The organism is Microbacterium sp. LB12, assembly GCF_037150835.1.
In the GTDB taxonomy this organism is placed as follows: Bacteria; Actinomycetota; Actinomycetes; order Actinomycetales; family Microbacteriaceae; genus Microbacterium.
Genome location: NZ_JBBCPF010000001.1, coordinates 287,390 through 307,378 on the forward strand (window position 1 = coordinate 287,390; position 19,989 = coordinate 307,378).

Sequence of the window (19,989 nt, forward strand, 5' to 3'; positions counted from 1 at the left end):
TCAGCCGCCGTTGGGCGGGCCGAACAGCTCCTCGCCGTGTTCGTGCAGCAGCTTGTACGCATCGGCGTAGGTCTCCGGTTCGGGCTCGCCGGGCCGGCCGTAGCGGGCTATCAGCAGGCCGAGCAGACCGCGCGCCGGTGGGGTGAGCGGCTTCAGCTGGTCCTGCTCGCCGGGCCGGGGTGCGGAGTCCTCCGGGTTCGGCGGCGTGTAGGCGGGAGTCGTCACCGGCCAGTCCGCCGGATGCCGGGGCTTGTCGAGGTTCACGACGTTCATCAGCGTGTTCGCCGACTGATCGCGGTCGTTGAGCGGCTTCAGCCCGTGCAGGCGGGACAGCGTGGCCGTCACCGACCCGTGGTGCATCTCGTCATGGATGATCGTGCCGCGGCGCGTGTACGCCGACACCGCGATGGCCGGAACCCGGCAGCCGAGACGATCGAACGTGAACCCCATCTCGCCGGGTCCCGTGTCGGGCGTGGGCTTGGTCGCCGCGGGCGGCGGCACGTGGTCGTAGCACCCGCCGTGCTCGTCGAAGGTGATGAGCAGCAGGGTGTTCACGGCGTTCGACCCGTGCGGGGAGGCGCTCGTGCGCACCGCCTCGTAGATGTCGTGGATGAGGCGGTCACCCGCGCGCACATCGGAGATCGCGCTGTCGAACACGTCCTCGCCGTCGACCTGCGTCTCCCGCGGCGACCCGAACGGCGGGTGGAAGTCGTTGTGGTCGTAGACCATGCGCGGCTCGATGAACGCGTAGGCGGGGAGCGTGCCCGCCTTCGCCTCGGCGTAGAAGTCCTCCATGGTGCCGAAGTGGTCGGTGCGCCAGTACTTCTCCAGCACCGCGGCGTGCAGCATCCCGGTGAACGAGACCAGCTGGATCTTGTCGATGTAGATCTTCCAGCTGACCTTCTTGTCTTCGAGGCGGTTGAAGACCGTGGGAGCCGCCGGCGCATCCAACCACTTCCGGTACCCGCCGCCGGCCTGATTCGTCACGAAGCCGTGAGAGGTGGAGGCGTGGAAGAAGGAACGGTTGCAGAACGTCTGCGACGGCACCCCGGCGTACCAGTGGTCGAACACCGCGAACTCGGAGGCGAGCGTCGACAGCACCGGCAGCATCTCGGGCGAGAACGAGCCCATGATGTGCGCGGCCTCCTGCGGCTGCGGATCAGTGCCGCGGCGCAGACGGCGGAAGTTGATGATGTAGTCCTCGAGGAACCCCGACATCGTGGCCTTCTCGCCGTGCGTGGGGGCGTTGAAGGGCGCGGTCATCTCATCGACGAAGAGGTCGGCGTTGGACTTCGGGTCGACCGTGCCGAAGATCTGCGTGTTGACGTGCGGGTACTCCTCGCCCGGATCCGGGTCGGGCAGGCTCATGATCCGGTCGGTGTCGCCCTCATACACGTGCGCGGCGACCACCGTGCCGTCGGAGGCCGTGTTGCTGTACGACCCGAAGTTCAGACCGTCGAAGGTCTCACCGGCCGGCAGGTTCTCCTTCGAGTACAGGTACCCGAGCAGGTTGTCGAACGACCTGTTCTCGCCCATCACCACGACCACGTGGTCGAAGCCCGGCTCGCTGCGTGGCGCGAGTGCGGCGAACGGATCCGGGTCCTCGGCGAAGCCGTTGCGTCCGCCGGCGGCCACCGTCGCACCGATCGCCGCACCGCCCGCGCCGCCGATCACCGCCCCCGCGAGAGCGGCACCGCCCACCTTGAGGAAACCTCGGCGGGAGGTGTCGCGGGGAGCGGACGCAGGGGAGGGGGAGTCGTCGGCGGTCATGCGCCGATCCTATGACCGCCCCGCTCCGGCCCGCGCAGGAAGGCCGGGTTCACGCCTGATGGTCGCGAGGGCTGACGGGCCTCAGGAGCCCCTGCCAGAAAGCGCTGTTGCGGCTGTGTTCAGCGATCAGTGAGGGCAGTACGGGGCGGGCACTCATGCCTCGCACAGCGAAGTCATCGAGTGAGCTGACGACATCGAGGATGGAACGCGGCTCGAACTGCCCGGCGATCCTCTTCGCCTTGGCACGGACATTGCCCGGTGTTGGTCCCGCGTCGATCACCGAGTGGTTCCACAGGCGGCTGTGATGCGCGCACCGGTTGCGCAGGTACACGAGGGCACGGACGCGGTGGGCGAAACCCGCGTGTGCGACTCCGAGGCTCGTCGCGATCGCACCGGCGAGAGAACCGCCCGCACCTCGCTCGATCGCCTTGGACAGAGTCCCGAACGACCATGCCTCGACCGCCGACCAGACCGGGAGTTCCTCGAAGAGCGAATCGGTCGTGTCCCCGCGGAAGCGAAGGATATGACGTTCCTTGCTCCTCCTGATGTCTCGCAAGCAAGCGACCACCGTTGGCTCACCGTCTCCGATGTCGAGAAAGAAGCCCTCGCGTAGGTAGCCGCCATAGGCACCGTGTTCGTTCGCGATCACATGGGCCGTATGGCTGCGCAGGAGGAGCTCGATTCGTGTCAGCTGGCGGGTGAGTCGGGCGCGCACCTGTTCGTCAGCGTCGTAGATCGCGCGGATGTCCTCGAATGTCGTTCCCTGCGCGAAGCGGTCATCGCCGTGGTGTGGTGCCCGTTGGAAGTAACGTGCGTATCCGGAGAATCGGTAGTAGTTCTCGGCTTTGAGGAAGTCTGCGCGTCGCAGCTCGGTCGGCGACGTGGAGTTCGCGCTTCTCGAGAAGCTCTAGTTGCTGGTCCCAGGACAGAGTCGCCTTCGAGGCCATGAGTTCTCGCTTCCCCCCGGAAAAAAGAAAAGGCCCCTCCCATTTGAGCATCGTGAAGAGGCTTGGGAGGGGGTCGATTGCTACCAGTATAAGTGGTCTAATCGAGAAAGGGGTGGGACCGGAGCGCGGCTGCTGCGCCCCGCCCCGCCGCTACGCCCCGCCACTACGCCGCGGCGATCCAGAGCACGGCGCCGTCGCGCCAGCCGAGGCCGGCGGTTCCCTCGGGGATCGGGGCCTCGTGCCGCGGGCGCACGACGCGCATGCGCGTGCCTGCGAGCTCGACGATGTAGACGATGTCGGCGCCGCGGTACACGTGCGTGACCACCTCGACGCTCACGGGAGCATCGGCGCCGACGGTCGGTGCGAGGCGCAGATCCTCCTGACGGAGCACGACCTCGCCGGCGCCGTCGGGGCCCGCGCCGGTCATCGGCACCGTGACGGTGGTGCCGTCGAGCGTCGCGACCGCACCGGAGCGGGTGGCCGGGAGCAGGTTGGCCGCGCCGATGAAGTCGGCGGCGAACGGGGTGCGCGGAGCTCCATAGAGCTCGGCGGGCGCGCCCTCCTGCTCGATGACACCGCCGTTCATCAGCACGATCCGGTCGGAGAGGCTCATCGCCTCCTCCTGGTCGTGCGTGACGAACACCGTGGTCAGCCCGAGCGTGCGGTGCAGCTCCTTCAGCTCGACCTGCATGTCCTCCCGCAGCCGGGCGTCGAGGTTCGACAGCGGCTCGTCGAGCAGCAGCACCCGCGGCTCGAACGCGATCGCCCGCGCCAGGGCCACGCGCTGCTGCTGACCGCCCGACAGCTGTGCCGGCATCCGGTCGGCGAGGTGGCCCATCTGCACCCGCTCGAGCGCGCGCACGGCCAGCTCCTTCTGCTCGGCCTTCGACTTCTCGCCCGACATCCGCAGCCCGAAGCGTACGTTCTCGGCCACGCTCATGTGCGGGAAGAGCGCGTAGCTCTGGAACATCATGCCGAGGTGGCGCTTCTCCGGCGGGAGCTTCGTGACGTCCTGTCCCGCGATCTCGATCGTTCCGCCGCTGGGCGACTCGAGCCCCGCGATGCACCGCAGAAGTGTGGTCTTGCCGCAGCCCGACGGGCCGAGCAGGGAGACGAACTCCCCGGACTTCATCGAGAGGTCGATGCCCTTGAGCACCTTGGTCCCCTTGAAGTCCTTGGTGAGTGAGGTGATGGTGAGCGTTGTCATCAGACGAACAACCTTCCCAGGCCGATGATGCGTTCGAGGACGATCATGAGGACGACGGTGAGCAGGACCATGAGGGTCGACACTGCCGCCACAGTGGGCGACGTGCTGAACTCCAGTTGGCCGTAGATGGCGATGGGGAGCGTCTCCAGCTGCGGGGTGCGCAGGAAGAGGGCGATGACCGCATCGTCGAACGAGATGTTGAAGGCGAAGAACGCGCCGGCTGCGATGCCGGGGCGGGCGATGGGCAGCACCACGAGGCGGTAGCGGTTCCACGTGCTCGCACCGAGGGTGCGCGCGGCCTCCTCCGTGAAGTGGTCGGCGCGGGTCATCACCCCGGTCACGGTGCGCATGACGTACGGGATCGCGATCACCACGTGGACCGCGATCAGCACGCCGACGTTGGGGGCGCCGATCGTGAGAGATGCGATCGACAGCGCACCGATGGCGAGGATGATCGTCGGGATCGTCAGCGGCGACATCAGCAGAGCCTGGATGGCGGCACCGCCGGGGATCGTGAACCGGGTGAGCGCGAGCGCGGCGGCGGTGCCGACCGCTCCCGCGATGATGGCGACGCTGATGCCGACCAGCAGGCTCAGCCGGAACGGCTCCAGGTAGGTGTCGGAGGTGAGCGCCTCCACGTACCAGTCGAGCGTGAAGCCCTGGCCGGGGAACGTGAGGAAGCGGTTCTCGCCGACCGATGCGCCGGCGACGACCATGAGCGGCACGAGCATGTAGAGCGTCACGACGACGCCGAGGACGATGGCGAGGACCCTGCCGAGGATCGGAACGGAACGGACCATGGTCACACCTTCTGCTTCCCGAGCCGGGACGTCGCCGCGAGCACGAGCATGACCCCGGCGAACAGCAGCACGGCCTGCGCGGCCGCGAACGACCAGTCGAGGTTGGTGGTGGCGTCGACGTAGATCGTCTGGGCGAACACCGGGATCTGAGACCCGCCGATGAAGCGGGGAGTGATGAACGAGCTCACAGAGAGCACGAACACGAGCGAGGCTCCGGCGACGATGCCGGGGATCGCGAGCGGGAGGACGACGTGCCACAGCGTGCGCCAGAAACCGGCACCCAGCGTGCGGGATGCCTCTTCGAGCTGCGGACGGATGCCGGAGATGACGCCGAGGATGCTCAGCACCGCGAAAGGCAGGAGCACCTGCACCATCGCGATCACGACACCGGTCTCGGTGCCCAGGAACCCCTGCGTGCCGCCGACCAGGAACTCGGCGCCGGGGATCTGCATGAGCAGCCCGCGCGGTCCCATCAGCACCACCCAGCCGAACGTGCGCACCACGACGCTCGTCATGAGGGGGAGGATCACGACGATCAGCAGGAGCGAGCGCACCCGGGAGCCGGCGCGGGCCATGATGTACGACAGCGGGATGGCGATGACCAGCGTGATCACCGTCTGGATCACCCCCAGGCGGAGCGATCGCAGCGCCGCCTGGAGGTGGTACTCACTCGTGAACAACCGGGTGAAGTTGTCGAGGGTGAACCCGCCTGCCGACGACTGCACGCTCATCAGGAGCATGCCGGCCACCGGGGTGATGAAGGCGAGCGCGAGCAGCGCGATCGCCGGCAGGAGCAGGAGCCAGGGCTCCCTACGGGTTCGCACACTCATTTGGTGATCAGCGCATTCCACTCATCGGTCCAGGCCGGTCGCGAAGCCGCGACATCACCCGGAGCGTAGACGACGACCGTGTCCAGCTCCTCGCCCGTGAGGACGTTCTTCGCGGCGTCGCCGGAGAGCTCGGTCTTGGTGTTGACCGGGGAGTAGCGCATGTTCTCCGCGAAGACGGCCTGCGCTTCGGGGCGCAGTTCGAAATCGATGAAGAGCTTCGCGAGGTCGGTGTTCTCCCGGCCCTCCACGACGTTCGACGTGATGAGGGAGGCGGTGACGCCCTCCTCCGGGACGATGAACTCTACCGGAAGGCCGGCGTCCTGCAGGGTGCCGGCGTAGTCCATCGCGTACGGTGCGAGCCAGGTGTCGCGCTGTGCGAAGGCCGTCTGCAGGTCGGGCGAGGTCGGCACCACGATCGCGTCACCCGACGAGGCCAGCGCGCCGAGGTCGGCGATCGCCTGCGACGGGTCGTCGATGCCGCCGCCGAGAGCGTCGGCGACACGGAGCATCGAGAGCACGCCGTACGTGTTCGAGAAGTCCGTGAGCGCGACGTGCCCGGCATAGGCCTCATCGAACAGGTCGAGCCACGAGGTGGGCGCCGGAGCATCCGCCTCGGTGTTGTAGACGAGACCGATCGGCGCGAGCTGGATGACCGGACCCTCGCCCCGCTCGAGCCCGGCGGTGGCCAGGTCGATCAGGTCGCCGGTCTCGGAGAGCTCGTCGGCCGCGATCGGCGCGATGAGGCCGTCCTTCGCCGCAGTGAACTCCTGTCCGCCGGAGAAGTGCACGACGTCGATCTGCGGGCTCGCCTTCTGGGCGGTGACCTGCGCGAGGGCGTCGGCGCTGTACAGGGTGATCAGCTCGACCTTGGCGCCGGTCTCCTCCTCGAAGGGATCGACGACGGCCTCGATGAAGGCCTTCTCCCAGTCGCCGCCGAACGACGTCACGACGATGGTCTTGCCGGCGAACTCCTTGTCGCCGGACGATGCGCTGTCGTCAGCTGTCGAGCAGCCGGCGAGGACGAGCGCACCGGTGACGATGAGCGCTCCAGTGGTGATGATTCTTCGGGTGTTCATGCACTGCTCCTTCGGGATGGGTCCAGCACGGGGGTATGGCGACGCCTAGAGGCGTCCGATGGTGAGCTGCTTCGCTCCGTCGATGCGGATCGCGGCGCTCTCCTGAGCGAACTCCGCGAGTCCTTCGGTGATGCCGGCCCAGATGTTGACGGGTGTCCATCCGAGCGGGCCGAGAATACGGGCACCACGATCGTAGAAGACTCCGATCTCGTACCACTCGAACGGCAGGCCGCCCATCTGCATGGGGCGCTGCCAGTACCACTGCAGGTCACCCGGCGCGGGCACGACCTGCTGGTTCTCTGCGGGCACGGCCTCCGGGTCGAAGTTCTGGGCCTCTTCGGGGAGGCCGACCATGACCTCGGGTCCGGCGTACATCGCGTGCATCGCCTGCATGGTGACCGGCTTCTCCAGTGCACCCCACATGGCCTCGCAGGTGCGAGGGGCGAGGTCCTCGAACAGGGTGGCGACGGCGCGGACGCCGTTCTCGTACTCGAGGAAGACCTGCTTGGTCATCGTGTTCCTTTCTCCGCAGCGGGGTGTTCCGCTGCTCGTTCACGGGCGGCCGCGACGAACGCCGCGAACAGCGGCAGCTCCTCTGCGGCCTCATCGGGGGCGATCAGCTTCTCGGGGTGCCACTGCACCGCCCAGAAGGGCCAGTCGCCGTCGGCTTCGACGGCTTCGACGATCCCGTCCGGTGCCCAGGCGACCGGGTGGAGGCCGGGGGCGGGGATGTCGATCGACTGGTGGTGGATGGTGTTCACGATCCGCTCGCGCGTGCCGTACAGCGCGGCGAGCCGGCTGTTCTCGGCGAGGGCGATCGGATGCCGCGCCGCGAGCTGCTGGTCGGCCCCGCGGACGGGTTCGTGGTGCGCGGTCGTGGGGATGTCGACCACGAGGGAGCCGCCGAACGCGATGTTGCTGACCTGGAGTCCGCGGCAGATGGCCAGGACGGGGAGTCCGCGTTCGCGGGCGCCGAGCGCGAGGGCGATCTCGAACCCGTCGCGGGCGGGGTCGTACGTCTTCCCCTCCTGCGGGTCGGCGCCGTAGAGCGCGGGGTGCACGTCTTCCCCGCCGGAGAGCAGGAGCCCGTCGAGGCGGTCGAGCACCTCGTCGACGCCGGCGGTCGGGGGCAGGAGCACGACGGCGCCGCCCGCGGCCTCGACCGGTGCGGTGTACTCCGTGCCGAGGCTGTGGGCAGGGCGCCCCGTGCCGAGGTCGGTGTCGATGAAGCGGCGCCACGTGGTGATGCCGATGAACGGCCGGGTCACGACAGCTCGATCCAGGTGGTCTTGAGGTCGGTGAACTTGTCCATCGCGTGCAGGCTCTTGTCGCGTCCGAAGCCCGACCCCTTGACCCCGCCGAACGGGATGGTCATGTCGCCCTCTTCGAAGCAGTTGACCCAGACGACACCGGCGCGCAGGCGGCGCGACAGGGTGTGCACGGCGTTGAGGTCGGTGCTCCACAGTGCTGCGGCGAGTCCGAACTCGGTGCCGTTGGCGATCGTGAGCGCGTCTTCCACGTCGTCGTAGGCGATGACTGAGAGCACGGGGCCGAAGACCTCGCGCTGGGCGACCTCGTGCTGCGGAGTGACGCCGAGCACGACCGGCGCGAAGTAGCTGCCACCGTCGACGGCCTCGAAGCGTTCGGCACTGCCGGCCGCGAGAACGCCGCCCTCGGTCTGTGCGCGCTCGACGAATCCGGCGATCCCGGCGAGCTGCTTCTCGCTGACGATCGCACCCATCGAGGTGGTGACGTCGAAGGGGTCGGCCGGCAGGCTCGTACGGGCGACGTCCGCGGCGATCTCCAGGGCGAGGTCGCGCTGCGCGCGGGGCACGAGCAGGCGGGAGGATGCCGTGCACATCTGGCCCTGGTTGTAGAAGCACCCGTCGGCGGTGGCGCGCACGGCCCGTTCGAGGTCGGCGTCGGGCAGCACCAGGCTCGCGGTCTTGCCGCCGAGCTCGGGCCAGACGCGCTTGCCGTTGGAGGCGGCGGAGTAGCCGAGGAACTTCCGCCCCACGTCGGGCGAGCCCGTGAAGGTCACCACGTCGACGTCGGGGTGCTCGCCGAGAGCGCGTCCGGCGATGTGCCCGGCGCCGGGGGTGACGTTGAGGACGCCGGCCGGGATTCCGGCCTCGTACGCGAGTTCGGCCAGTCGGAGTGCGGAGAAGGTGGTGTGCTCGGCGGGCTTGAGCACGACGCTGTTGCCGACGGCGAGGGCGGGTGCGAGCTTCCAGGCGGTCATGGTGAGCGGGAAGTTCCACGGCACGACGGCGGCGACGACCCCGGCCGGCTCGCGGGTGACGAGGGCGAGGCTGTTCGGGGCGGTGACGGGTGCTTCGTCGAGGATCTTGTCGGCGGCCTCGCCGTACCAGCGGAAGCAGTTGACGACGGCGCGCAGCTCGGTCTGCAGCGCCTCGCGGATCGGCTTGCCCATCTCGAGGGAGATCGTTAGGGCCAGCTCTTCGGCGTTGTCGTGGATCTTCTGGGCGAAGGCGATCAGCAGCTGTCCGCGTTCCCGGGGGGCGATGCGCGACCACACGCCGGAGTCGAAGGCGGCGCGGGCCGAGCGGACGGCGCGGTCGACGTCGGCGGTCGAGGCCGCCGTGATCGCGGGGAGGGCGCGTCCGTCGCGGGGGCTGACCGGGGTCAGGGGCGCGGCGGAGCCTTCCACCCATGCGCCGTCGATGAACATGCGCGTGTGCAGGGGCAGCGCCGCAGCGCGCTCCGCCCAGTCGTCTCCCGTTGCCGTGAACACGTCGATCCTCTCCAGGGGTGTTGGCCCTGGAGAGGATACTTGCTCTATTTCGCCACTAGGTCAAGCTGTTAAGAACGATCTCGCCATTTCGTTACATGCCAGTAACAGAATCGGCCTACAGGCGAATGGCGCCGGTGGGCATGTCGTTGGCGAGAGCCTCCGGTGCCTCGTCGACGATCAGCGACCCGCGCAGCACGGGAGTGATCACCACCAGCGACTCCACGACCTCGAGCCCGTCGTGGCCGGCGACCGAGGGTCCCGTGAGGAACTCGTAGAACGCGTCGGCGTCTTTCACCAGCACGTTCGCGAGCAGCTGCGAGGTTCCCGTGGTGGCGGCGATGAACTTCACCTCGGGAGCCGCCGCGAGAGCCGCGCCCACCCTCTCCAGGCGGGCCATCGGCACCCGCAGCCACACCAGCGCCTCGAGCCCCAGACCGAACAGACTCGGCACGACCTCGGTGCGGGGATGCATGAGACCGCGTCGGCTCAGGGACTCCATCCGCCGCCGGGTCGTGGTCACGTTCAGCCCGAGCGAGCGCGCGAGCTGCGCCACGGGCATCCGTCCGTCCTTCAGCAGCAGGCGGATCAGTGCTTCCTCGTCGGCGCTGAGCGAATCGGCGGGGTCGACCTCGGAGCCGGACGACTCGTCCAGCATCCGCGCCTGCTCGTCGGTGAGCACGCCCGCCCGCCAGTCATGCCCCGAGCGGAAGAACCTCAGCACCGTCGTGACGTTGATCGAGTCGATGCCCTCGAGCTCGGGGAAGTCGGTGAACAGCAACTCGCGGATCGACGCGTCGTCGTGGGGGAGCAGCATCCCGGCGATGTCGCTGCTTCCCTCCAGCACCGAGACCGATGAGGCATCGGCGCGACGGGCCAGAGTGCGCGCGACATGCCACAGGGCGTGTGGTTCGGTGGTGATGCGGAACAGCACCGCGCGGGCATGCAGCACCCGGGCCGGATCGACGTAGGTGGACACGCGCACGAGCCCTCGGTCGAGCAGACGCTGCCCGCGGCGGGCGACCGTGCGCTCCGGGAGATCGACCACGCGGGCGATCTCTCCCCACGACGCGCGGCCGTTCACCTGCAGGGCCGCGGCGACGATCCGATCGGTCTCGTCGGCCATCACATCGTTCGCGGGCACGGGCTCTCCTTCACCGGGGACGGACTCGGGTGAAGGCTATCCCAGTCCGCGGTGCCGATGAGGCGCACGCGAGAGGGCGCCGCCCGGGCCGAAGCCCTGACGACGCCCTCCGGGGAACCGCCGCGGACTACTCGGCCACGGTCGACTCGACCGCGGCGTGCCGCCGCCGCCGGCGCATCGCGAACAGGCCGAGACCCGCTGCCAGAAGCACGACGGCCGCGATGACGTACGGCGCACTGTCGGCGCCCGTGGTCGCGAGGTCGCCACCGGTCGCGCCGCCGTTGCCCGGAGCGACCGCTCCGCCGCCCGCCGCTGCGGCGACCGTGAGCGATGCGGTGACCTCGGAGCCGTCGGGCAGAATCACGGCGAGAGTGTGCACACCCGCGGGGGTGTTCGCGGGGATGGTCACCGTGCGCTGGAAGGATCCGTCCGCTGCGGCCGTCACCGTCCCCAGCTGCACCGGGTCGGAGCGCAATTCGAGTCGCAGCTGCGCACCTTCCGCGAAGCCGCTGCCCGACACCGTCACGGTGCTGCCGGCCTTCACCGAACCCGTGCCGAGCTCGATCTTCGCCGGCACCTCGGGCTCCGGGGTGACCGGCGGCGTGATGCCCGCCTCCGTGACCCACTTCTCACCGGCGTCCGACTTCGTCACGGTGAACGTGTCGTAGACGGAACCGACGGGAAGCTCGGTCGTGGCACCCGGCTGCTTCTCCGCGAGGTACGAGCGGTAGACCAGCTGGTTCTTCGAGACGTCGATGACCTGGTACGTCGTCACGCCCTGGCCACGCAGCACCTGGGTGGCGCCGTTGTTGGTCCAGACGTTCTTCTCCGCAGTCTCCAGGTCGTAGTGCTTCGCGCCCGAGTTCGACACCACGTAGACCGGTCCGGTGGTGAGGCCGGGGGTGTCGGTCGCATCCGTGTTCACGTAGCCGCGGGCGTAGGTGTGGTCGTGGCCCATGAGCACCAGGTCGATGTCGTTGCGCTGGAAGACCGGCAGCCACTCGGCGCGCAGCACCGGCTCGTCACGACCCTCAGACGCCGAGAACACCGGCTGGTGGAAGGTGACGACGTTCCACTTCGACGGGCTGTTCTGCAGCAGCAGGTCGAGCCAGGCGCCCTGGAAGCGGGTCCAGAGTGTGCCGATCTGCGCGGAGGGGCACTCCGTGCCCGTGCAGGACGGCAGCCCGGCCGGAGTGAGGAAGGTCGTGTCGCGGGTTGCGTTCAGGGTGATGAAGCGCACGCCCTGATAGTCGGTGTAGTACGCGGTCTCGGCCGCAAACGAGCTCCAGTGGTCGAAGAACGCGCGGTACTGCTGCGCGACCTCGGAGTCGCCCTTCGCGAGGTCGGCCAGCTCGCCGATCGAGCTCGTGGACGGGTTGTTGTGCGGATACTCGAACGCGGCCTTCCACGCAGTGAGCAGCTTGTCGCCGGAGTACTCGTGGTTGCCGGGCGCGGCCATCACGTTGGTGCGGACGGCCGAGTCCTTCATGCCCTTGAACCAGTTGACCCACTCGGTCTCGTTGCTCGAGGTGTTGATCAGGTCGCCCGCGTGCACGGAGCCGATCGACCGGGGTGCATTGGCCTCGGCCTGCTTCACGACGCTCGGCCACGTGGTGTCGAGTCCGATCTGCGCGTCGCCGTAGTAGATGAACTGGAAGTCCGTCGCCTTCGGGTCCGCGGTGCGGAAGGTGAACCACTCGCTCCAGCTGCCGGGGAGGCCGACGCGATACCGGTACTCGGTCGCCGCCGTGAGACCCGTGACGGTGGCGGAGAAGTGCTTGTTCGGGTTCCCGTTCACGACGCCGGCGTCGTAGGCGTCGACGGTACGGGTGTCGCCACCGGCAGACGGAGCGATCTCGACCTGGCCCACGGTGTGCGAGGCGTCGCCCGCGAGCCACGAGAACGACTGCGACACAGCGGGCTGCTCGGTCGGGGTGAGGATGACCCGGGTCGGCGCGGCGACGACGGGGGTACCGGGATCCGACGCCTTGACAAGGGTGAGCGACGACATGTCGAAGTAGATGTCGGAGCTCGTCTCGCGATCCTGGAACAGAGAGACCGCGATGGTGTTCGTGCCGTCGCGCAGCAGCTCGCCTTCAGCGCTGAACGTGCTCGTGAGCGGATCGCCGTTGGAGTCGCCCGCATACTCGACGTTCTTGGTGTCGGTGATGCGGCAGTCGACATAGCGCGCGACCTCCGCACCGTTGATCCACACGACGATCGCGTCGTCGTAGGTGATGGTGCTCTGCAAGGCGGCGACCTGCTCGGCCACGCCCGCCTCGAGCTCGAAGGTCGTGCGGAAGAAGTACGTCGGCACGGTCGGGGCCTTGGTGCCGTCGAGGTAGTGGTTGAGCAGCGTCTTCGGGGTGTACGGGCCGACCGGAGCGAGCTTGCCGCTCTTCGCGCCGAACGATCCCGGCGCCGTCTTCCACGCAGCGTCGTCGAAGGCGGGCAGCGTCCAGTCGCGCAGGGCGGCGGGCGCGGGGGATGGGTCGGAGCCGTCGTCGAGGTAGTGCCAGGCGGTTTCGCCGGTGATGAGCGAGCCGGTGGGCACCTCGGGCTCGGGTGCGGCGAGGGCCGCGGGGGCGACGACGGCGCCGCCGAACAGTGCGAGGAGCGCGACGGACGTCAGTCCGCGACGCCGCCACCGCACCCCAGGGGTGGGGGAGGTCATGTCAGTCCTTTGAGTGGGGTTTCCGTGCTCAGCCGCACGGGGCACGTCCAGCCCATCGAAGCGGGATGACCGGGGCCTGACGTTCCGGAGGCCGGGAGGTGAACGGATACCCGGCCGTGCAGACCGGACGCGTCCACCCACCCCCGGTACGCTGGAACCCATGCTCAACATGGCCGACGGCCTCGCCCGTCTCGGCGCGCTCGCCGAGAATCCGGTCGTCCGCACCCTCGCGACGGCGTTCGAGGAGGCCGGGTTCGACTTGGCCGTGGTGGGCGGACCCGTGCGTGACGCGCTGCTGGGACGCGCGACGCACGACCTCGACTTCACGACGAACGCCTCGCCCGACGAGATCCTGAAGATCGTCACGCCGATCTCGACCGCCCAGTGGGACATCGGCCGGGCGTTCGGCACGATCGGCGCACGCGTGCAGCGCGAGCAGGTCGAGATCACCACGTACCGCGCCGACAGCTACGACGGCGTGACCCGCAAGCCCACCGTCGAGTTCGGCGACACGATCGACGGCGACCTCGTGCGCCGCGACTTCACGGTCAACTCGATGGCGCTGCGGGTGCCGGCGGTGAAGCTCGTCGACCCGACCGGTGGCGTGGAGGACCTGGTCGCCGGTGTGCTGCGCACCCCCGCCGACCCGCGGATCTCGTTCGGCGACGACCCGCTGCGCATGCTCCGGGCCGCGCGATTCAGCGCCCAGCTCGGGTTCCGCGTCGAGGAGGTCACGGCCGCGGCGATCGCCGGACTCCGCGAGACGTTGAAGATCGTGAGCCCGGAGCGCATCCAGTCCGAGCTCGTGCGCCTGATGCAGACCGACGACCCGGTGCGCGGCATCCGCGTGCTCGTCGACACCGGGCTCATCGACGAGTTCCTCCCCGAGGTCACCGAGCTGCGCCTCGAAGTCGACGAACATCACCACCACAAGGACGTCTACGAGCACTCGCTCACCGTGCTCAGCCAGGCGATCGAGCTCGAGCACGCGCGGCATCCCGGCGCCGCCCCCGATGTGCCGCTGCGTATCGCCGCGCTCCTGCACGACATCGGCAAGCCGCGCACCCGCAAGCTCGAAGCCGGCGGTGTCGTCACGTTCCATCATCACGACGTCGTCGGTGCCCGCATGGCACGAAAGCGACTGCAGGCGCTGCGGTTCGACACTGAAACGACCGATGCGGTCGCGACGCTCATCGAGCTGCATCTGCGGTTCTTCGGTTACGCCGAAGGGGCGTGGACGGATGCCGCGGTGCGGCGTTACGTGCGTGACGCGGGACCTCTGCTGGAGCGCCTGCACATCCTCACTCGCGCCGATGTCACCACGCGCAACAAGCGAAAGGCCGGGCGCCTCGCGAGCGCGTACGACGACATCGAGTCGCGCATCGCCGCGCTGCGCGAGCAGGAGGAGCTGGACTCGATCCGCCCTGAGATCGACGGCAACCGCATCCAGCAGGTGCTCGGCATCGCCCCCGGACGTGAGGTGGGTGAGGCCTACAGGTTCCTGCTCGACCTGCGGCTCGACGAGGGCGTGCTCGGCGCCGACGTGGCGGAGCAGCGGCTTCTCGAGTGGTGGGCTGCGCGGGGCTGATCCTCGTCAGCGCAGCTCGGGGACGACGATCTCGACTTCGTCGGCGATGAGTTCGAAATCCTTCGTGTTGAAGGTCAGCAGAGTTGCGCCGAGCGCATAGGCATGTCCCGCGAGCATGATGTCCTTGCTGCGGCCGTGGGCGGGACGGCTCCTCATCACACGTGAGGCGAGGCGCGCATAGCCGTCTGCGGCGGCCTGATCGAAGGGGAGCCAGTCGGCTTCGAGCAGCGCGGAGATCCGCATCAACTCAGTGCGTCGACGGCGACGGAGACCCGGATCCGTGGCGTGTTCGACGCCCAACTGCAGCTCGGAGTAGGCGATCGCGCTCAGCGCCACATCGTCGTGCGGCAGCCGGATGTCGTCGAGGCGGATGAGCACGTTCGTGTCAAGAAGGATCACGGCTCTCCCACGGGTCGCGGAAGGTCTCGAGGAAGAAGGGATTCTTCCGGTTCTCCTCCATCTCGGCTGCCCACTCCTCGCGCATCTTGCGCTGCTCCGGTGTCGATGGATTCGCATCGATGCGCGCCATGATCTCGCTTCCGGGGACGGACCAGCGTCGGGTGCGGGAGACCCGCTGTGCGAGTTCCGCCTCGAGTCCGCTCGCATTGTTCTGCGCCAGGCGCGTCAGCACGTCGCGCACCTCGGCCTCCATCGAGCGGGAGTTCCGCCGGGCGCGCTCTTTCAGCGCGTCGACGACGTCGTCGCTGAGATTTCGGATGGTCACGGTCGCCATGTTCGCCTCCTGACAGCACAATGCTAGCAATCCGCACCGCGCTCCCACACCCCGATCCGCCGAGCCACCCCTCTTCGCGCGGTCCAGCCCCTTCCGCCCGTGCGCAGGGGGCCGGGTCGCACGCAAGGGGGTGGTTCGCGCGGACGCACTGCTCGTACACTGAGGCAACGCACGCTCTCGACGATCGGAGACCGCTGTGTCTGCGCCGTGGCAGGTAGCTCGCGAGTCACTTCCGCCGACATCGCGACTGCTCATCGAGCGTGCGCATGAGGAGCTGCTCGCCGGCAACCTCGACGACCGCCGTCTGCAGGAGGTGCGTCCCCTCGTCCGCGAGTCGTGGGAGCGATCCTGGCGCGGTCGGGTCGGACCGGAGGGGGCTCCGCCGATCGAACTGGTCAGCGACGAGCTCGACGCCTATCGGCTCGCCCACCCGCTCGCTTCGGCGATGGACATGATCCGTGCGCTGCTGCTCCCCGGCGAGTCGGACGACACCGGCGTGATCATCGCGGTCGGCGATCAGGCGGGCCGTCTGCTGTGGATCGAGGGCGACAGCCAGCTGCGCTCGCTCACCGACGGCATGGGCTTCGTCGCCGGGGCGAACTGGTCGGAGGATTCCGTGGGCACGAGTGCGCCCGGCACCGCCCTCGCCCTCGGCCAGTCGGTGCAGATCCGCGGCGCGGAGCACTACAACCGTCTGGTGCACCCGTGGTCCTGCACGGCCGCCCCGGTGCGCGATCCGGAGACGCAGCGCGTGCTCGGCGTGATCGACATCACGGGCGGACCGGACGTCGTGAGCCCGCAGGCGCGACTCCTGGTCGATGCGACCGCGCGCGCGGTCGAGTCGGAGCTGATGGTGGCGCGACTGCGGCAGCGCAGCGAGACTCCTCGCCCCCGTTCGGCAGGGTCGAAGGCGCACACGCCGTCCACCGTGCGGGCGACCCTGCACGTGCTGGGCCGCGACCGGGCGCGCCTCGAGACCGAGGCCGCGCACGAAGAGGCGATGATCGACCTGAGCGCACGCCACGCGGCGATCCTGTTGATGCTCGCGGTGCACCGTCAGGGCCTGTCGGCCGAGCGTCTGTGCGAACTCGTCTATGGCCCGGAGGTCTCGACCGACACGCTGCGACCGGAGATGGTGCGCCTGCGCAAGGTGCTCGAGCGCACGGCCCCCGACCTCGTCCCCGAATCCCGTCCGTACCGGCTGCCGGTCGCCCTCGACACGGATGCGCACGACGTGCTGTCCCTGCTCGACCGCGGTGCGCACCGGGTCGCGCTCACCGCGTACCGTGGGCCGGTGCTGCCGGAGTCGACGTCGCCCGGCGTGGAGGAGTTCCGCGAATCGGTGCGGTCCGCACTGCGCGAGGTGATGCTGTCGGAGGCGAGTCTGGACGTGCTGCTCTCGTATGCGGAGATCCCCGAGGGTCAGGGCGATGCGGAAGTGCTGCGCCTCGCGCTGGAGATGCTCCCGGCACGCTCGCCGAAGCGGGCAGGTCTCGTGTCGAGGATCGAGCGCCTCGAGGCCTGAACGCGCACCGCAACCCCGCGCAACGTTGCGCATCGGGGCGCAACCCCGCGCGACCTACCTTCGGAGCACAAGCCGCTGCACCGACGCACGGCATGTCGAAGGAGACCCCCAATGAGCATCGTCGAAGAAGACGTGTCCCTCGCCTACGCGGCCCCGGGCCAGCCCGGCGCCGTCGCGAACTACCGCCCCCGCTATGGCCATTACATCGGCGGCGAGTTCGTCGAACCCGTCAAAGGCCAGTACTTCGAGAACGTCAGCCCCGTCAATGGCAAGCCCTTCACCGAGGTGGGGCGCGGCACCGCGGAGGACATCGACCGCGCGGTCGACGTCGCCTGGCAGGCGTTCACCTCCTGGGGCAAGACCAGCCCCGCCGAGCGCTCCGTGATCCTCAACCGCATCGCCGACCGCATCGAACAACACCTGGAGGAGATCGCCGTCGCCGAGACGTGGGAGAACGGCAAGCCGGTGCGTGAGACCCTCGCCGCCGACATCCCGCTCGCGATCGACCACTTCCGCTACTTCGCCGGCGTTCTCCGCGCACAGGAGGGCGGCATCAGCCAGCTCGATGAGAACACCGTCGCGTACCACTTCCACGAGCCGCTGGGTGTGGTGGGTCAGATCATCCCGTGGAACTTCCCGATCCTCATGGCGGTGTGGAAGCTCGCGCCCGCGCTCGCCGCAGGCAACTGCGTGGTGATCAAGCCGGCTGAGCAGACACCGGCATCCCTGCTGTTCCTCTTCGAGATCATCGGCGACCTGCTCCCCGCGGGCGTGGTGAACATCGTGAACGGCTTCGGCATCGAGGCGGGCGCGCCGCTGGCGCAGCACAAGCGCATCCGCAAGGTCGCCTTCACCGGCGAGACCACGACCGGACGCCTGATCATGCAGTACGCGTCGCAGAACCTGATCCCCGTGACGCTGGAGCTCGGAGGCAAGAGCCCGAACGTCTTCTTCGAGGATGTGGCCCGTTCGACCAGCGACCCGTTCTACGACAAGGCGCTCGAGGGCTTCACGATGTTCGCGTTGAACCAGGGCGAGGTGTGCACGTGCCCCTCGCGCGCGCTCATCCAGCGCTCGATCTACGACGGATTCCTCGCCGACGGCCTCGAGCGGGTGAAGAAGGTCGTGCAGGGCAACCCGCTGGACCCGGCCACGATGATCGGCGCCCAGGCGTCGAACGACCAGCTGGAGAAGATCCTCAGCTACATCGACATCGGGAAGCAGGGCGGTGCGCGGCTGCTCACCGGCGGCGAGCGGGTCGATCTCGGCGGGGACCTCAGCGAGGGGTACTACGTCGCTCCGACCGTGTTCGAGGGCACGAACGACATGCGCATCTTCCAGGAGGAGATCTTCGGTCCGGTGCTCTCGGTCACCTCGTTCGACGGATTCGACGACGCGATCTCGATCGCCAACGACACCCTCTACGGCCTCGGTGCCGGGGTGTGGAGCCGCAGCGGCGACACCGCGTATCGCGCCGGTCGGGCGATCGAGGCCGGTCGCGTGTGGACGAACACGTATCACCAGTACCCGGCGCACGCCGCCTTCGGCGGGTACAAGCAGTCGGGCGTCGGGCGCGAGAACCACAAGATGATGCTCGACCACTACCAGCAGACGAAGAACCTCCTCGTCTCGTACGCGGAGGGCCCGATGGGCTTCTTCTGATCCGTTCCCCGGGCGGGCGCTGCGGCGTCCGCCCGGACCCACGTCCGGAAGGTCGGTCCATGGCCAGCATCGGCACCCATCAACGGGTGGACGTGACGGATGCCGCGGCATCCCTCGTCCGCGAGCTCACCGCGCAGCACGGCCCGCTCATGTTCCATCAGTCGGGTGGATGCTGCGATGGCTCGGCCCCCATGTGCTTCCCAGTCGGGATGTTCCTCACCGGCCCCGGCGACGTGCGGCTCGGCGACCTCGACGTGGGACTCGACGCTCCCGTCGAGGTCTACATGTCGGAGTCGCAGTTCGAGTACTGGAAGTACACGCACCTCACCATCGACGTCGTGCCGGGGCGCGGTGCCGGGTTCTCGGTCGAGGGACCGACGGGCATGCGGTTCCTCATCCGCTCCCGGATGCTGAACGACGCGGAGCTGGAGTACTTCGGGCTTCGCGGCTGAGCGCGAACGGACCGGCCGGTGTACGGAGATCTGCCGTACACTGGTCGGATGAGTGCATCCCCTCCGCTGAAGAACGCCCGACTCGAGTTCCGTGTCACCGCGGAGCAGAAGGAGGCGATCGAGGAGGCCGCTGCGATCGAGGGGCGCACGGTCACCGACTTCTCGGCGTCAGCCCTGTACGAACGGGCGCAGGAGGTGATCGATCGCGAACGACGACTGCGGGTCGATGCCGTGCGCTTCGATGCGTTCGTCAAGGTGATGGACCGCCCGGCCCGCACCGTGACCGGACTGCGCGAACTCCTGAGCCGCGAGTCCGTCTTCGTTGACTGAGTTCCTCACGCCGCGACCGCTCGCGGTGGGCGATCGGCTCTCGGACTTCCGGTGCGGGGAGGAGAGCCTCGACATCTGGCTCCGTGGCCGCGCGCGCCGCAATGAGAAGAGCGGGGCCTCGCGCACGATGGTCTCGGTCACCCGGGAGGGCCGGGTCGCCGGATACTACTGTCTCGCGTCGAGCGCGATCGACCGCGGAGACGGGCCTCCGCCATTGGCGGCGGCGATGCCGTCGTCCATCCCGATCGTTCTTCTCGGCAGATTGGCGGTGGACCAGGAGTTCGCAGGTCGTGGACTCGGATTCTCCCTGCTGCAGCACGCGACGCTTCGTGCCCTTGATGCCGCGGCGACGATCGGGATCCACGCCCTTCTCGTGCACGCGATCTCCGACGAGGTCGTGCCGTTCTACGAGCGGTTCGGCTTCACGCCGTTCCCGGATGCGCGACGCACCCTGTTCCTCCTGACGAAGGACGCCCGTGCGACGCTGACCGCGTGAGCC

General features: G+C 68.7%; 19 protein-coding genes. 6 read left to right on the forward strand and 13 right to left on the reverse strand.

The window, feature by feature from the left end; all coding sequences use genetic code 11:
- The 11 genes from WFM69_RS01375 to WFM69_RS01425 all read right to left on the reverse strand — a co-directional run bounded on the left by WFM69_RS01375 (position 1) and on the right by WFM69_RS01425 (position 13,200).
- Positions 1-1,770 carry an alkaline phosphatase family protein gene (locus WFM69_RS01375; protein WP_337000892.1) on the reverse strand — a complete coding sequence of 590 codons (1,770 nt, stop codon included), beginning with the start codon at positions 1,768-1,770 and terminating at the stop codon, positions 1-3.
- Positions 1,771-1,819: 49 nt separating this feature from the next.
- Complete coding sequence (locus WFM69_RS01380; protein WP_337002073.1) at positions 1,820-2,638, reverse strand: Abi family protein; 819 nt, start codon at positions 2,636-2,638, stop codon at positions 1,820-1,822.
- A gap of 242 nt (positions 2,639-2,880) precedes the next feature.
- On the reverse strand, positions 2,881-3,924 hold the full coding sequence (locus WFM69_RS01385; protein WP_337000894.1) for an ABC transporter ATP-binding protein: 1,044 nt from the start codon (positions 3,922-3,924) through the stop codon (positions 2,881-2,883).
- Complete coding sequence (locus WFM69_RS01390; protein ID WP_337000896.1) at positions 3,924-4,724, reverse strand: ABC transporter permease; 801 nt, start codon at positions 4,722-4,724, stop codon at positions 3,924-3,926. The genes WFM69_RS01385 and WFM69_RS01390 overlap by 1 nt, the downstream gene beginning before the upstream one ends.
- A gap of 2 nt (positions 4,725-4,726) precedes the next feature.
- Complete coding sequence (locus WFM69_RS01395) at positions 4,727-5,554, reverse strand: ABC transporter permease (RefSeq protein WP_337000898.1); 828 nt, start codon at positions 5,552-5,554, stop codon at positions 4,727-4,729.
- Positions 5,551-6,630: an ABC transporter substrate-binding protein gene (locus WFM69_RS01400; protein ID WP_337000900.1), complete on the reverse strand. Its 1,080-nt coding sequence runs from the start codon at positions 6,628-6,630 to the stop codon at positions 5,551-5,553. The genes WFM69_RS01395 and WFM69_RS01400 overlap by 4 nt, the downstream gene beginning before the upstream one ends.
- A 45-nt stretch (positions 6,631-6,675) precedes the next feature.
- A complete protein-coding gene (locus WFM69_RS01405; RefSeq protein ID WP_337000902.1) occupies positions 6,676-7,143 on the reverse strand; it encodes a DUF3830 family protein in 468 nt (155 codons plus the stop codon).
- Entirely contained in the window at positions 7,140-7,898 is a 759-nt protein-coding gene (locus tag WFM69_RS01410) for a gamma-glutamyl-gamma-aminobutyrate hydrolase family protein (RefSeq protein WP_337000904.1), read from the reverse strand. Before WFM69_RS01410 ends, WFM69_RS01405 begins: the two co-directional genes overlap by 4 nt.
- A complete protein-coding gene (locus tag WFM69_RS01415; protein ID WP_337000906.1) occupies positions 7,895-9,385 on the reverse strand; it encodes an aldehyde dehydrogenase family protein in 1,491 nt (496 codons plus the stop codon). The genes WFM69_RS01410 and WFM69_RS01415 overlap by 4 nt, the downstream gene beginning before the upstream one ends.
- Positions 9,386-9,500: 115 nt before the next feature.
- Positions 9,501-10,526 (reverse strand): Lrp/AsnC family transcriptional regulator, encoded by a 1,026-nt coding sequence (locus WFM69_RS01420; protein WP_337000908.1) that lies wholly within the window; start codon positions 10,524-10,526, stop codon positions 9,501-9,503.
- Positions 10,527-10,653: 127 nt separating this feature from the next.
- On the reverse strand, positions 10,654-13,200 hold the full coding sequence (locus tag WFM69_RS01425; protein ID WP_337000910.1) for a metallophosphoesterase family protein: 2,547 nt from the start codon (positions 13,198-13,200) through the stop codon (positions 10,654-10,656).
- A 160-nt stretch (positions 13,201-13,360) separates the two neighbouring features.
- Between WFM69_RS01425 and WFM69_RS01430 the strand changes: the two genes are divergently transcribed.
- Complete coding sequence (locus WFM69_RS01430; RefSeq protein ID WP_337000912.1) at positions 13,361-14,788, forward strand: CCA tRNA nucleotidyltransferase; 1,428 nt, start codon at positions 13,361-13,363, stop codon at positions 14,786-14,788.
- A 6-nt stretch (positions 14,789-14,794) separates the two neighbouring features.
- Here WFM69_RS01430 and WFM69_RS01435 read toward each other — a convergent pair whose 3' ends face one another.
- Together WFM69_RS01435 and WFM69_RS01440 are read right to left on the reverse strand one after the other, a co-directional pair.
- Positions 14,795-15,187: a type II toxin-antitoxin system VapC family toxin gene (locus WFM69_RS01435; protein ID WP_337000913.1), complete on the reverse strand. Its 393-nt coding sequence runs from the start codon at positions 15,185-15,187 to the stop codon at positions 14,795-14,797.
- Positions 15,174-15,521: a FitA-like ribbon-helix-helix domain-containing protein gene (locus tag WFM69_RS01440; RefSeq protein WP_337000915.1), complete on the reverse strand. Its 348-nt coding sequence runs from the start codon at positions 15,519-15,521 to the stop codon at positions 15,174-15,176. Before WFM69_RS01440 ends, WFM69_RS01435 begins: the two co-directional genes overlap by 14 nt.
- A 196-nt stretch (positions 15,522-15,717) precedes the next feature.
- Here WFM69_RS01440 and WFM69_RS01445 point away from each other — a divergent pair, with 196 nt between their 5' ends.
- The 5 genes from WFM69_RS01445 (at position 15,718) to WFM69_RS01465 (ending at position 19,986) form a co-directional block, all read left to right on the forward strand.
- The gene (locus WFM69_RS01445) at positions 15,718-17,046 is read left to right on the forward strand and encodes a GAF domain-containing protein (protein WP_337000917.1); all 1,329 of its coding nucleotides are present in this window, start codon (positions 15,718-15,720) and stop codon (positions 17,044-17,046) included.
- 111 nt (positions 17,047-17,157) lie between these two features.
- Positions 17,158-18,708, forward strand: coding sequence for an acetaldehyde dehydrogenase ExaC (gene exaC, locus WFM69_RS01450; protein WP_337000919.1), 1,551 nt, complete (start codon positions 17,158-17,160; stop codon positions 18,706-18,708).
- Positions 18,709-18,767: 59 nt separating this feature from the next.
- Positions 18,768-19,160: a DUF779 domain-containing protein gene (locus WFM69_RS01455; protein ID WP_337000921.1), complete on the forward strand. Its 393-nt coding sequence runs from the start codon at positions 18,768-18,770 to the stop codon at positions 19,158-19,160.
- A 48-nt stretch (positions 19,161-19,208) separates the two neighbouring features.
- Complete coding sequence (locus tag WFM69_RS01460) at positions 19,209-19,490, forward strand: type II toxin-antitoxin system TacA family antitoxin (protein WP_337000923.1); 282 nt, start codon at positions 19,209-19,211, stop codon at positions 19,488-19,490.
- Entirely contained in the window at positions 19,483-19,986 is a 504-nt protein-coding gene (locus WFM69_RS01465) for a GNAT family N-acetyltransferase (protein ID WP_337000925.1), read from the forward strand. Before WFM69_RS01460 ends, WFM69_RS01465 begins: the two co-directional genes overlap by 8 nt.
- The last annotated feature ends 3 nt before the right edge of the window (positions 19,987-19,989 follow it).